The 15,244-nt window shown below is 39.2% G+C and carries 11 protein-coding genes; 10 read left to right on the plus strand and 1 reads right to left on the minus strand.

All coding sequences use genetic code 11. The features are described 5' to 3' along the window. Positions 1-503: 503 nt before the first annotated feature. From R6U02_RS03920 to R6U02_RS03955, 8 genes are all read left to right on the plus strand, one after another. Entirely contained in the window at positions 504-2,015 is a 1,512-nt protein-coding gene (locus tag R6U02_RS03920) for a class I adenylate-forming enzyme family protein (RefSeq protein WP_410262333.1), read from the plus strand. 339 nt (positions 2,016-2,354) lie between these two features. Next, on the plus strand, positions 2,355-3,560 hold the full coding sequence (locus R6U02_RS03925) for an acyl-CoA dehydrogenase family protein (protein WP_410262342.1): 1,206 nt from the start codon (positions 2,355-2,357) through the stop codon (positions 3,558-3,560). 35 nt (positions 3,561-3,595) lie between these two features. Next, on the plus strand, positions 3,596-4,912 hold the full coding sequence (locus R6U02_RS03930) for an acetyl-CoA hydrolase/transferase family protein (RefSeq protein WP_410262334.1): 1,317 nt from the start codon (positions 3,596-3,598) through the stop codon (positions 4,910-4,912). Between the two features lie 17 nt (positions 4,913-4,929). Further along, positions 4,930-7,188, plus strand: coding sequence for a 3-hydroxyacyl-CoA dehydrogenase NAD-binding domain-containing protein (locus R6U02_RS03935; protein ID WP_410262335.1), 2,259 nt, complete (start codon positions 4,930-4,932; stop codon positions 7,186-7,188). A 64-nt stretch (positions 7,189-7,252) separates the two neighbouring features. After that, positions 7,253-8,440, plus strand: coding sequence for a thiolase family protein (locus R6U02_RS03940; RefSeq protein WP_410262343.1), 1,188 nt, complete (start codon positions 7,253-7,255; stop codon positions 8,438-8,440). Between the two features lie 144 nt (positions 8,441-8,584). Next, positions 8,585-9,496 carry a LysR substrate-binding domain-containing protein gene (locus R6U02_RS03945; RefSeq protein WP_410262336.1) on the plus strand — a complete coding sequence of 304 codons (912 nt, stop codon included), beginning with the start codon at positions 8,585-8,587 and terminating at the stop codon, positions 9,494-9,496. Between the two features lie 16 nt (positions 9,497-9,512). Next, positions 9,513-10,625 carry an acyl-CoA dehydrogenase family protein gene (locus tag R6U02_RS03950; protein ID WP_410262337.1) on the plus strand — a complete coding sequence of 371 codons (1,113 nt, stop codon included), beginning with the start codon at positions 9,513-9,515 and terminating at the stop codon, positions 10,623-10,625. A gap of 23 nt (positions 10,626-10,648) precedes the next feature. After that, the gene (locus R6U02_RS03955; protein ID WP_410262338.1) at positions 10,649-11,074 is read left to right on the plus strand and encodes a PaaI family thioesterase; all 426 of its coding nucleotides are present in this window, start codon (positions 10,649-10,651) and stop codon (positions 11,072-11,074) included. A 785-nt stretch (positions 11,075-11,859) separates the two neighbouring features. Here R6U02_RS03955 and R6U02_RS03960 read toward each other — a convergent pair. Continuing rightward, on the minus strand, positions 11,860-12,240 hold the full coding sequence (locus tag R6U02_RS03960) for a VOC family protein (RefSeq protein ID WP_410262339.1): 381 nt from the start codon (positions 12,238-12,240) through the stop codon (positions 11,860-11,862). 367 nt (positions 12,241-12,607) lie between these two features. On the opposite strand from R6U02_RS03960, the gene R6U02_RS03965 reads away from it, so the two are divergent. Further along, a complete protein-coding gene (locus tag R6U02_RS03965; RefSeq protein WP_410262340.1) occupies positions 12,608-13,261 on the plus strand; it encodes a DUF2238 domain-containing protein in 654 nt (217 codons plus the stop codon). Positions 13,262-13,698: 437 nt separating this feature from the next. Beyond that, positions 13,699-15,141, plus strand: a complete 1,443-nt coding sequence (locus R6U02_RS03970; RefSeq protein ID WP_410262341.1) for a DEAD/DEAH box helicase — start codon at positions 13,699-13,701, stop codon at positions 15,139-15,141. The last annotated feature ends 103 nt before the right edge of the window (positions 15,142-15,244 follow it).

The following is a 15,244-nucleotide window of genomic DNA, read 5'->3' on the forward strand; positions in this document are numbered from 1 at the left end:
TATCATAAATGATGATAAGAATTTAATTTATAATCTTCGTAGAAACTGCTTAGAATCTTAATTCTCTTGAACGCCATAAAGAGGTTAAATACCCATACTTTACAATAGAGTAGGCGTAGTTCTTCATCCACACCAAAAATTATACAGCCATAAAAATTTATTTAGTGAAGGTATTGGGGCAATTGTCCTAACTAAAAATTATAAACCCAGTTTTTTTAGTAAATGGTGTTGGTGTTTCAAAAAGAAATTTCTTCCGGCATTCAAGCCTCAACCGGAGCGTAATCGCTGAAGCGTTAACGCCCCTTAATTCGCATTGAATTCTTTACACGGCTACAAGCAACTCCTATTTCTCCGAAAATTTCAAGAAATTGATCTACTTGATCTGGCAACACTAAAGATAACGATAAAAAATAAATACTTTTAGACAAATTAAAAAAATACTGTTATGATAAACACGTATACAAGCGCTTACACAAAATTGTATGTTTTGTGGAGGGATAGAAGTGAATTTAGACTGGATAAAAGTACGTTCTTTGTTGACACCTGATAGAATAGCTTTGGTTGATCCGTTAAAAAGAATAGAGTGGACTTACAAAGAAATCAATTTTCGCGCTGAGAACTTAGCCCATTACCTTAAGCAAAAAGGCGTGGTAAAAGGAGATAGAGTCGCACTCTATGCGCCAAATGATCTTAGTTACTTTGATCTTTTACTTGCAAGTATAAAGTTAGGAGCCATTTTTATTCCGTTGAATTGGCGACTGAAACCAATTGAAATAAAAAGAGTCATCGAAAACGCAGAACCCAAACTCATTTTGCATTCCAGTCAAATCAGCGAACGTCTGTCTTTTGTAGATGCTTCGTTGCTGTCACTGGATGTCGATGGTGAAGAGTACAATGAGATATGTGAAGATCCAAATCATGTGGAATTTCAATCGGAATCTTTAGAGTTGGATGCACCTGTCATGCTGATCTATACTACCGGAACGACTGGCGACCCAAAAGGTGCCATCATTACGCATAACGGTTTGGTTAACAACTCTATGAATACGATCATGAGCTGGAACATTACGCATGATGATGTCACGATTGCCAGTGCTCCGATGTTTCATATAGCAGGTCTTTCCGGTATTGTTATCCCATTATTGCTGATTGGCGGAAAAGTCATCATCGATCGCTTTTTCGACGGAGCCCATACGAATGAAATGATCAAACAATATAAACCTACGATGCTTTTCATGGTGCCAACTATGTATTATGGGTTGATCAGTGCGGAAAACTTTAGCGGAGATAACTTAGAGAGTGTGCATACATTCGTGGCTGGAGGATCCCCGCCGCTCAAAGAGGTGGTAAATTATTTTGTGAAAGAAAATATTCCATTGATCAATTCATACGGATTGACAGAAGCAGGTCCCAATAATTTTAAATTAACGGGCGAAATCGCTTTGCAACATCCATTCAGTATCGGCTATCCGAGCTTCTTTGTTGATGCAAAAATAGTGGACGAGAATGATAAAGAAGTTGGGCAGGGGCAAGTAGGCGAATTGCTGCTGGCAGGACAGCATACGTTTGACGGATATTGGAACAATCCAGAAGAAACAAAAAAAGCCTTTTTGGGCGCGTATGTCAGGACAGGCGACTTGGCTAAGAAGGACGAAAACGGGCTTTTCTATATCGTTGATCGAAAAAAAGAAATGATCATCACTGGTGGCGAAAATGTTTTCCCATCTGAAGTGGAGCAAGTCTTGAATGATAATCCTCATGTTAAAAGCTCTGTAGTTGTCGGCTATGAACACCCAAAATATGGACAATCTGTTGGAGCGGCACTTATGTATGATGGCGACCGATCAAATATAACAGCTTTAGAGCAACACGCTTATGATAACTTAGCTGGGTATAAAACACCTAAGCACTACATCTTTTTAGATGTATTTCCAGTGAATTCGGTGGGTAAAATCGACAAGAGAGAAATCAGTCGGCTTTTGAATGAGCTACCGGTTGTAACAATAAACCACTAAAAAAAAATGTTGAGCGTCAAAGGAGAGGATCATCCAATCGTTAAAGGATGATCCAGAATCTTTGGACGCTTTTTTTTTTTTTGCAAAATTTTGTGCATTTTTCAACAAATCATTTGATCAAATTTCATTAAGCAGATTGCTCAAAGACTTGATAGGAGTGCTTTTTTAAGGACTCATTAAAAAAGGTAATGTTCGGTATTACAAATTGTAATTAGAAGAATAGGAGGATGGCTTCTATAATAAGAATGTAAGCGCTTATACAATAAATAATAAGGAGTGTCGGGAATGAAAAATAGCGAACAAGTATTAGAAATGGAAAAAAGCGAACAAGTATCAAAATTGGAAAATAGAGAACAAGTATTGAAGGAAATGTACCCAGAGGATATTTTGAAATTCTCAGAAAATTTAACTGATGGAGAAATTGTTGTATTGCAACGTGTACGTAAAGCAGTAGAAGAACATCTGAAACCAGTCATCAATGATTACTGGAAAAGAGGAGAATTTCCGTTTGAAGAATTCAAACATGTAGCAAAAACAGGACTAATAAGTGATCCTGTATTGTTTGAAAATCAACCGAACCAATTTACATGGCGAAATACTTACTTTTTATTCTTGGCATATGATTTATACAAGTTCGATGCTTCGATTGCAACATTCTTTGGAGTACATGCAGGACTTGGCTACTTCTCCTTCTTATTAGGCGGCAGCCCAGAACAACAAATGAGATGGTTGCCTAAACTACAAAACTTTGAATTACAAACGTGTTTTGCCTTAACTGAACCTGAACATGGATCTGATACAGCTGCAGGATTATCAACTACTGCACGTCGTGAAGGAGACAAATGGATCATAAATGGTGAAAAACGTTGGATCGGTGGAGCTAGTTCAGCTGATTTGATTCCAGTATATGCGAGAGATTTGGAAGACAACAAAGTAAAATGTTTCATCGTAGAAAAAGGACAAAAAGGGTTAAGTGTAGATGATATCGATGACAAGATCGCTTTAAGGATCGTTCAAAATGGAAACATTCATTTGGACAATGTGGAAGTGTCTGAAAGCAATCGTCTACAAAATATCAATGGATTCAAGGATGTCGCGAAAGTATTGTACGCAACACGTGCTGGAGTAGCTTATGCTGGAGCAGGAATGATGGCAGGATCTTTAGAGGCAGCACTTGAATATACAACAAATCGGGTTCAATTTGGCAAACCAATCGCAAGTTTCCAACTGGTTCAAGAAAAATTAGCAAGAATGCAAGCAAATGCGGTCAATGCATTAGCTTTAAGTGCTCGCTTAGCTGAATTACAAGAAAGAGGAGAATTCAGTGAGATCAATGCTTCTCTTGCTAAGATGAACAACTCTTTACGCTTAAGAGAAACAGCTGCACTTGGACGTGAAGTATGTGGTGGAAACGGTATTACGCTTGAAAGAAATGTAGCACGATTCTTCTGTGATGCAGAAGCTATTTATTCTTATGAAGGTACTCATGAAATGAACGCGTTGATCATTGGACGTAAATTAACTGGTATATCTGCTTTCGTTTAGTCGAAACAACATAAAATAGATTGGAAGGTGTAAGGATGACTTTTAAAGAGCAATATCAAATCAAATTAAAAAGCCTGACTGAAGCTGCTTCGCAAATTCAAAGTAATGAGGTGATTTTGTCTAACCCAGTTGCTGCTATGCCGATCTCATTGATCACTGCTATAACTAAACGGTACGAAGAGTACGAAAACGTCAAATTATATTCGGCATTTGTTATCCATCCCTTTGATTTTTTCACTAATCCGGAAGTTGCAGAGAGAATCAGATTCCATTCTTTCTTCATGGGACCACTAGAACGCCAAGTGATTTCATACGGAACATTTTCAATCGATCCCGTCAACTTTTCTAATTTGGATCTGTTGATCGAACAACGGATAAAACCGACAACATTTGTTTCGACGGTTTCTGAAATGGATGCAGATGGATACTTCAACTTCGGACCTATGGGCGTTACTATCGGAGAGGTCGGCAGTAAGGTAGCCGGAAAAGTCATCGTTCAAGTCAACAAAAATGTTCCAGAGGTAAACGGGACCCACAATAAAATTCATATCGATGATGTGGATGTGATTATTGAACAGGATGAGCAGCTGCTTGAAGTTCCAGAAACGCCTTCCAGCAATATCGATAAAAAAATTGCTGAGTGGATCGTTCCTCATGTTAGAGATGGTTCTACTATCCAAATCGGGTTCGGCGGTTTGGCAAATGCTGTAAGTTATGGACTAGAGAGTAAAAAAGATTTATCTGTGCATACCGAAATGATCACAGAATCGATGGTGTACTTGACTGAAAAAGGTGTGATTTCTGGACCGATACGAGGCGGTTTCGCAATGGGCACACGCAAATTGTACGACTTCAGTGGTAAGAATGGCCAAATCAGTATCGAGCCATTGCACATTGTAAATGATCCATCGCGAATTGCTCAAATCGATAACTTTGTTTCCGTTAATGGCTGTTTGATGGCTGATTTGACTGGACAAGTGGTCTCAGAAGGATCAGGTACACGATTTATCAGTTCTGTTGGAGGCGCTAATGACTTTGTACGCGGAGCAACAAAATCTAAAGGCGGTCAAAGTTTTATCTGCTTACCTTCTACAAATAAAAACGAAAAAACAGGCGAAGTGACTTCTAACGTTGTGTTCTCCTTCCCTGAAGCAACTCCGGTAACGGTTCCACGGGCTGATGTTCAGTACCTTGTGACTGAGCATGGGATCGCTGATATGTTCAACAGAAGTATTGAAGATCGTGTCGAAGAAATGATTTCGATCGCAGATCCAGCTTTCAGAGAGGAACTGAGAGAACAAGCAATTAAAGCAGGCTACATCAAAAAAATAATATCAATGTCACTAACTTAAGTTTTGGAGGTATAGAAATGAATATAAAAAAAGCAACAGTATTAGGCGCAGGAACAATGGGAGCTCAAATTGCTGCCTTGTTGGTCAATGCAGGTCTAAAAGTAAAACTATTAGATATCGTTTTAGATAAAGAGGATAAAAATAAACTGAGTAAAGGTGCATACGACAGAATTACACACCCCAAAAAAAGCATGCTGTATAATGCCGATTGGAATAAAAATTTGACGTATGGCAACTTTGAAGACGATTTAAAAGAAGGCAACGATTCCGATATCTTTATTGAAGCCGTCACTGAAAAACTAGCGATCAAACACGATTTGTGGCAAAAGGTGGCTGCTATTGCGAAGCAAGATGCTATTCTTGCTACCAATACTTCCAGTATTCCGATCGGTGCTATTGCTAAACCCCTTCCGAAAGAAGCAAAAGCAAGATTTGTAGGTGTGCATTTCTTTAATCCGCCACGTTACATGAAACTGGTGGAAATTATTCCTCATGAAACAACTGATCCAGTTGTGACTGAGAATTTGAGAACATTTGTTTCAACGGTATTAGGCAAAGGTGCGGTAGATGCTAATGATGTCAGCGGGTTCGTTGCGAATCGAATCGGAACTTATTCAGCTTCCGATACTGCATACCGTGCAGAACAACTTGGCTTATCGATCACTGAAGTTGATGCGATTACCGGTCAAATCATTGGACGACCTAAGACAGGTACATTCAGATTACTGGATATGGTGGGAATCGATATTGGCTACTTTGTGACAAAAACGATGATGTCCAATCCGGAAGAAACTGAGTATTTTAAAATGCCAAAACTGGTTGAGAAAATGGTTGATTTGGGCAATCTGGGAGACAAAACGAAGCAAGGATTTTACAAAAAAGACGGCAGAAAACGCTTAGTATTTGATGTAAAAACTGAAACTTATGTTGAACCTAAACCGGTCGAATTGGCTATTTTAAAAGAATTTAGTCGTGATTTAACGAAAAACTTAACGACTATTTTTGAATCTGAAGATGAAGTGGGCATTTTCTTATGGGAAACGCTGCGTAATCTAATGTATTACTCAGCTATCAATGTACCTAAAGCAACAAATGAGTACATCAATATAGATCGGGCCATGGTTTGGGGTTACAACTGGGCTGTTGGACCATTCCAACTATGGGACATGATAGGCTTAGATAAAGTTAAAGCAAGAATGGAAAAAGAATTGGGCGAACTGCCTGAATGGATCAAGGAGCGTAACGAACCATTCTATCAAGAAAGCCAAAGCATTAGTCCAGCATCCAAACCAGAAGATTTCGCACACAAACAAGTTTGGAAAAATGAAGATTCAGAATTGTTTGCGACTCAAGATGATTTCTTGATGCTAGCGATGAGAACGCCAAATAATACCATCACTATTGGATTTGAAGCGGATATCGTCAAAGCAGTTGATGTACTAGAAAAAGAAGATTATAAAGGATTACTGCTTTACTCAGATGGACCGAACTTCAGTGTAGGTGCAAATCTTTACTACATGAAGATGGCCATCGATCAAGAACTAGTCGACACAGAAACACGAAAAGGATCAGAATTGTTCCATGAAGCCGTCAGACGTATGAAGTTTGCTTCTAAACCGATCGTGACAGCTGCGAAAGGTAGAGCGCTCGGTGGTGGTGCAGAATTAGTGATGGCTTCACCTTACGTAGTAGCTGCGGCTGAAACGTATATTGGTCTAGTAGAAGCGGGTGTTGGATTGATCCCTGGAGGAGGCGGCCTGGCTGAACTAGCTGACCGTGTGTATCGTCAAGATGTATCAAGAGCAGATAAGATCCGTCAATTAGGAGATATTTTAACGAAAGTCTCAACAGGTCACGTGACGATGAGTGCTTATGAAGCACAAAAAATCGGATTCTTGAAAGAAACAGATATGATCATTCAAAATGAAGAACTTGTATTTGAAGCAGCATTGCAAACCTTGCGATTGAAAGCTGCCTATAATTACATTCCAAATAACTTAGTCGAATACGAAGTACTTGGAACCAACTTCAAAGCAATCGCAGCAGCTCAAGTTGACTCAATGATCGATGGACACTTTGCTTCCAAATATGATGGTGTCGTTACCAGTGCTATTGCCGATGTATTGGCAGGCGGAAATGTTCCTCTGGGCACGAAAGTCAATCAAAAATGGCTCCAAAAAATCTCAGAAGATAATTTTGTTAAATTGAGCAAGAATGAAAAAACGTATGAACGCATTGTACACATGTTAGAGAAAAAGAGACCATTGAGAAATTAATAAGATACTGCGAAGAAAACCAAATCTGGCTTTCTCCGCGTTAAATAGAAAGGATTTGTATATGATGCAAGAAGCTTATATCGTAGCATATGGAAGGTCGGCTGTAGCGAAAGGAAAGAAAGATGGAGCCTATTTTTATGATAGACCGGAAGACATCGCTGCTCAAGTTTTAAAAGGCGTTATTAACAGAGTAGAAGGCGATTTCGACCCTTCTCTGATTGAAGATGTTATTGTGGGGTGTTCAACTCCGGAAGGTCTCCAAGGAAACAATATTGCACGTGCTATCGCTCTTAGAAGCGGACTTCCTGAAACAGTGGGTGGACAAACGGTTAACCGTTTCTGTTCTTCAGGACTTCAAACGATTGCTACTGCCGCTAACGCTATTATAGCAGGTCAAGCAGAAGTACTGGCAGCAGGTGGTATCGAATTTATGAGTTCTACTCAAATGGGTGGAAGCGAACCGACAAATAGTCCATACTTACAAGAAAATGGGCCGAAAATCGCTGTTCCAATGGGAATGACGGCAGAAAATGTGGCTGAAAAATACAATGTCTCAAGAAAAGAGCAAGATCAATTTGGTGTTGAAAGTCACCAAAAAGCCCATAAGGCCCAAACAGAAGGCCGCTTTAAAGATGAAATCGTTCCAGTAGAGATCCATCGTGTAAAAACGACAGGTGACGAAGTGGAAGTTACAACAGAAATGTTTGATCAAGATGAAGGGATCCGTCCGAATACAACGCTAGATGTTCTAGGGAAATTGCGTACCGTCTTTAAAGCAGACGGCAGCGTAACGGCTGGGACTTCTTCTCAAGTTAGTGATGGAGCTGGATTTGTTATCCTGATGTCTGGTGACAAGGTGAAAGAATTAGGGATCAAACCGATTGCTCGTTTCGTCTCCTTTAACGTGGCAGGTGTCGATCCTAAATTTATGGGTATCGGACCAGTATATGCCGTTCCTAAAGCACTGAAATTGGCTGGATTGAAACTAGATGACATGGACTTGATCGAATTCAATGAAGCATTTGCGGCACAAGCTATCGCTTCTATGAATGAACTAGGCATGAACCGTGACATCGTGAATGTCAACGGAGGAGCCATCGCTTTAGGTCATCCATTAGGAGCAACTGGAGCCATCTTGACAGCCAAACTGTTGGGAGAAATGGCGAAGCGTCCTGAAACTAAATACGGTATGGTCACCATGTGTATCGGAATGGGTATGGGAGCAGCAGGCGTTTTTGAATATTTAAGATAAAATTTGTATAGAAAAGAATTTGAAAGCTTTACTCCCACATTAATTAGGAATTATTAATGTGGGAGTATTTGATTTGATGTATAATTGAGTTGTATAAGTAACTAGTGTACTTACTTTTAGCTGAATTTTTGTGAGGAGAAAAACATGAAGTTAGACATAGGACAACTTAATTATTTCATTGCCATAGTCGATGCTAATTTAAATCTGACGATGGCAGCACAAAATATCCATGTGACCCAATCGGCACTAAGCCAGTTCATTATCAATTTTGAAAAAGAGGAGAATTTGAAACTTTTTCATCGCAAGAATGGTCGTTTGACCGGTCTGACACCGAGTGGGGAGAAGGTGTATCAGCAGGCTTTAGAAATAGTTGACAAACATGAAAACCTGCATGAAATGTTGGAGCAAGAAGCGCAAATCCAACAAGGAACGATCAGAGTAGGGATCTCAACAATTATTCTGCGGCTGTTTTTTACCAAGTTTATTCCGACCTTTATGATGAAAAATCCAGGGATCAAGATCGACATCATCGAGGCCAACAATGAAGAATTAGTAATCATGCTGAACGAGAATCGCATTCATGCAGCTGTGTTGGATGATCCGAAAAAATTGCATAAAGACAAATTTGAAAAACACATATTGGCATTGACTGAAGTGACAGCTTTTATGCACCCCAATCATCCATTGACCAAAGAAGAAAAATTGAATTGGAGAATGTTAGACAACCAGTACGTAGCAACATTTAATAAAGGCTTTGCAACTCATACGCTAGTGATGGATAAACTGAAAAAAATGAAGTCTCAGACAAAAGTGTTGATCACGTCCGATTCTTGGGATTACATGGTCGAATCCACAACGCGTACCAATCTGATTGCTTTACTGCCCTCAGCCAATTTTAAAAAGTATTACAATTACTTAGACAACATAGGAGTGGTTGAAAAACACTTCACTGATCCCATCAACTATACGACTGTCTTGTGTTTTCCGGCAAAAAAGAAATACAGCAGTATCGAAAAGTTTGTCTACGATTCTTTTACCAAGGAATTCCCAAATTAGGAGAGGAGTGAGGAATATGGATGTCATTGAATCATTCACGCAAGCTCTTCAAGGAGATTTGGGGCAGGAAATAAGGAAAGACACGATCAATCGCCCATATACTTATGAGGATTTTAAAAAATGGGAACTTTATTTTAAAGAAAAAGGGTTATACAAAGAAATTGCCGAAAAAAAGATAAGCGAACAAAATATCCCGGCATTGTGCGAATTTATCTACACGCTTTCGCAATACTTTCCTTCTTTATCGTATTATTTTTTAAGTAAAATTTTGTTTGGGATCTTGGCTTTAAAATTCTCCGCCACCGAAAAACAAAAAGAAAAGTACTTAGATAAATTAGTAGAAGAAAATTTATTTGCAACATTTGCGAGCAAAGAACTGGAAGCCGGCTTTGAACTGAGAAAAATGCAAACGGTTGCGCGTAAAGAAGGAAATGGTTGGGTGATTAATGGAGGAAAAGAAGACATTGCTTGCACCCAAGAATCTGATCTTTTCCTATTGCTGGGGAAAATCGAGCTCCCATCACAAGAAACAAATCAATTTGGTCTTTTTTTATTAGAAAAAAACACACCAGGTATTACAGTCCACTATAGTGAAAACAAAAAAAGTGCAAGTTCCTTACGCACAGCCAGTCTGACGATCGAAAACCTAGCTGTAAAGGAAGATCAATTTTTGGGTAGTCTACAAAATAATCATGAGGTGTTCAATCAAGTTCTTGACTTGTGGAATCTCTTGCTAGCTGCACAATTATTGGGGATTACCCGTAGCGTCTTTGAACAAGGGCTCGATCATGCGTTAGAAATAAATCGCTTCGGGCAACGGTATATGGATGCACCATATATCCAACAGCAATTTGCTCAACACAAAATCGAATTAGAAGTCACTGAACAATACTTTTCAGTTATCAATTTCCAGACTCAACCTTCGACGATTCAAGTGACTCAATTAAAGTTTAAAGCAATGGAAGTGTCTCATGAAATCATTAATGGCATTCTCGGTATTTTTGGGTCCGCCACACTTGCACCTGATCATGTGTTAAGAAATTTCAAAAGTGTTTCCGAATCGGTGAAAAATATGGGTGAAACACCTGATTTTCATTTGAAAAAAATCAGCAAACAATGGAAAAAATAAAAAGCTAAAGATAGGGTGTTTCTATGAATCAATTTTATGAAAAACGAAAAAATGAAAAGCAATCCTTTTTAACTGCGCTTGGTGGAAAATTGGAGAAGATCGAATCAGGCAAAGCTGTCCTCTCTTTGAAGAAAGAGGATTGGTTGACGCAACATCTAGGCTATTTCCATGGAGGAGTCATTACGTCATTGGCGGATTCGGCAGGGGGAGCAGCTGCCGTTACGATGGTACCCGAAAATTATCAAGTCGTGACTTCCGAATTGACGATGCATTTTCTGCGGCCAGCTGTTGCAGCTGAGGTCATTGCCACAGCTGAGGTAATCAAACCAGGAAAAAAATTGATCATCGTTGAATGTTCCGTAACAGACAAAGAAACTGGGAAACTGATTGCTAAAGCAACTGGTACTTGGATCCCCGTTAAAATAGAAGATGCCATGTTCAAAGGATAACAGAGCTTGTTAGATAATCATTCGTAAACAAAGCAGGAGCTGGGACAGTTTAATTGTCCCGGCTCCTGCTTTGATCGAATAGAAGTTGCATAATGAGTCGAGCTGACCCATTTAACCCTAGAGGTTAAATACCCATTCTTTACAATAGAGTAGGACTGATTCTTCATCCCACAACACTCACAGTGAGTAGGTTTGTACGTTAAAGTAGCATGGAAAACTTTTTATCTGAACCCTTTGATTCGTTTCTCCTCACAAAAGTTTTCATCAAAAAAGATATTTTTATCTTTTAAATCGAGTGCAGTTCGGATACAAATATTATTGGACATATAAATTTATTCATCCACACCAAAAATTATACAGCCTATATAAACAAGGAAATAACAGTAGATTCAAATGCTGTCAGCTCATTCATCCTAGGTTCATTCACTTTATCCAAAAAGTTTTCAAAATCTTTTAGTACAAGATAAAAGTAGTACAGGAAAACCTGTGAAAAGTAACTTATTAAAAAAATTAGAATTATATCAATTATAGTGGGAACCTCACTTAGATATAACATGGAGGACCGTATCATAAGTAGATGAGGCTTTAGAGAGCAATGAATTAACAAGGGATTTTGAGGGTGATATGGTAGGAATAAACCTGTTGAATATATATTTCCTAAATGGCTTGAAAAACGATTTGATTTTGGGATAAACAATTAAATGCGGATAATGATAAGAAGGAATCAAAAAAATGTAAGCATATTGGCAACAACCAAGATGCTTACATTTAAGATGTTCGAATAATTATTTTTTGCGCTTGACTTCAATGCGATAGCCATCAGGGTCCGTCACAAAGAAATAGCTAGGTGTGCCGCCTGAAAGTCCTCTTAACTCACCTGTTTCATAAGCAGAAGATTTACATACTTCATGCATTTTTTCTAAGTCACTGACAGTCACACCTAAATGACTGAAGCCATCTCCGATAGTATATGGCTCGGCATCGTAATTGTAAGTGAGTTCAATTTGTACAGAAGAGCCGGGAGAATTCAGATAAACTAAATCAAACTTATTTTCAGGGAATTTTCTGTGGCTGGCAACTTCAAAATCGAATAAATTAGTATAAAAGTCTAAAGTAGCATCAATATCTCTGACGCGCAGGCAAATCTCAACGAGTTCTTGGTTCATAATATCATCCTCCAATAATTTCTTATCTTTATTCTAGCATGAATAGGTCATATAGGCATTTTTTTCACTCCATGTTATCTTCTATATTGCTTCTAATAGATCAATAGGAAAAAACACAGAGTTTAATCTGTTAATAGAAGCATTCATTGACAAAATTACATTCGACAAAGAAATAGTTGAAAGACTAAATGAATTAACGAAGGAAGCAAAGCTTACTAAAGGAGTTGAGGGACCCGTATCATAACTACTGATATGATAAAACGCAGCGACAAACGATACGGAGAACCTATCATAATCGATGATGAAAATTATGGTAATTATAATTTAAAGGGACAATAAAATCGTGGAATAAAGAGGAGCAAAAGACATGGCAAATTATGAAAAAAACCCTGAAATGTTACACCTCATTCTATTGGCGTTAGTCGCCGTTGCCTATGTTTTTTCGGCTATCAATCCCATTGACCGCTTGGCCTGGTTTGGTCAAATGACGCCAGCGGTCCTACTCGTGCTTTTACTCGTTGCTAGTTACCATCGTTTTCGTTTTAGTACATTCGCCTATGTGATGGTATTTTTACATGTCTTGTTATTGCTATACGGTGCTCACTATACATATTCCAATAACCCCTTATTCAATTATTTTCAAGAGCAGTTTGAGTGGCAACGCAATCATTTCGACCGTGTGGGACATTTTGCCCAAGGTTTTGTACCGGCCTTTTTGCTCAAAGAATTTTTCGTTCGCGGTGGTTATGTAAAAAAGGGAAAGGTTCTGTGGTTGATCGTGATCCTGTCCTGTCTTGGTTTAAGCGCAGCCTATGAGCTGAGTGAGTTTGCCCTTGTCAAAATTTTGGCTGTACCTGTTGATTTAATTATGGGAACACAAGGAGACTATTTTGATAGCCATTGGGATATGCTGTGGGCATTGATTGGTGCAAGCATAGCTACTGTTGTTTTTGGGTCATTTCATGATAAACAGATGGCAAAGATGGAAAAGCACTTAATTAAGGATAAAGATTCCAACTAAATATATGTATAGACAGTGAATGAAGTTAATGAGAAAAAACACATGGTACGCAGAACCGTATCATAAATGATGATATCATTTTTCGAAGGGAATGGCGGTTTGAAGGCGTTCCTGACGGATTGTGAGCTATGGACAGTAGCATAAAGAAATAAGCATAGGCAGAAACCTTAGATTAACAGGTTTACTGCCTATTTTTTGCTTAAAATTGTCGAAAGACGTTATGTTTATAAGGAGGAATAAGGGTAAAGATTCTGTTACACTAGAGAAATGGCACAATAAATTTTAGAAGCGATAAAAGCGTTTATTGATACGAATGAGAATGGTATACTCTAGACCGCGGAAGAATCAACACGAAGATTCTGCTCATTTTCAGAAAAACAGTAAATCGTTTGAAATCTATTATAATAATTCAACAAAGAAAAAGAAAGCAGGAGAATATGAATAAGCAATCATTTGAAACATTTGGGATCAGTCCCGAAATAGTAAAAGCACTAACGAGTTTGCGTTACTTCAATCCGACAGCGGTACAGGAAGCAGTCATTCCATTGGCATTAGAGAAACAGGACATCATCGTCGAGTCCCAGACGGGCAGTGGCAAGACTGTGGCTTTTGGCATTCCACTTTGTGAACAAGCAGACTGGGAAGAAAACAAACCTCAAGCTTTGATTTTAGTTCCCACTCGGGAGTTAGCCTTACAAGTGAAGGACGACATCATGAATATCGGCCGGTTGAAGCGGATAAAGGTTACGGCGGTATTCGGGAAGTCCTCCTTTAAAACACAAAAATCTGAACTGAAACAAAAAAGTCACATTGTTGTCGGTACTCCGGGTCGGATACTGGAACATTTAAAAGAAGGCACATTAGTCGTGGATAAAATCAGCAGCCTGGTTTTAGATGAAGCGGATGAGATGCTCAACATGGGATTCATTGATCAGGTAGAAGACATTATTGATTACTTACCCAATGAACGTCAAACGATGCTGTTTTCTGCCACTATGCCACCAAAAATAGAGCAATTAGCCAGTTTTTACATGAGTCCAGACCGTGCTTTTGTCAAAATGGAAGCATCTGCGGAAAACACGCCTAATATCTTACACTCTTATATCAACGTGGAAGAAGCATCCAAGGAAAAATTGCTGTTAGATTTATTGACTATTGAGAATCCAGATGCCTGCATCATTTTTTGTAATACTAAAGACACGGTGGACGCAGTTGAAACTTATTTGAATAAAGCAGGTCTACCGATTGATAAGTTACACGGCGGTATGGATCAGGACGATCGCTTGGATGTGATGGATGAATTCCGCTCCGGGCAACTCCGTTATCTGGTGGCTACCGATGTGGCTGCTCGTGGGATCGATATTGACAATGTGACACACGTCATCAATTATGATGTTCCTTTTGAAAAAGAGAGCTATACGCATCGGACAGGGCGAACGGGTCGAGCAGGCAAAACGGGACTGGCCTTGACTATGGTAAGTAGCAGTGACCAGAGACGCTGGGAGGAAGTGCGTGACTATGCCTTCGAAGACAGCCAGGAGCTTACGGAAGTGTTTGCCCCTAACGAACGATCGGTCACCCGTGCGAAGGCCGCATTTGAAAAGAAAATACAGGCACGTGTGGCACCAAAAATCGCCCGTAATAAAGAGCTGAATAAAGACATCACTAAGATTTATTTCAACGGTGGCAAGAAGAAAAAACTGCGCGCTTTTGATTTCGTCGGGACGTTGACGAGTATCAAAGATGTCTCAGCCGAAGATATCGGGATTATCACGATTCAGGAAAATGTCACCTATATTGAAATATTGAACGGTAAAGGGCCCTATGTCATTTCCGAAATGCAAGACCGTACAATCAAAGGCAAAACAGCGCGGATATAATATCTAATGAAACAGCGGTACTGGACTGGCAGCTTGCAAAAAGATTAAGGAACGAGTCATATTCGCACTACGCTGCAAATCTTTCAAAGATGACCGCATCCTC

This window comes from Alkalibacterium sp. (assembly GCF_046484155.1).
GTDB lineage: Bacteria > Bacillota > Bacilli > Lactobacillales > Carnobacteriaceae_A > Alkalibacterium.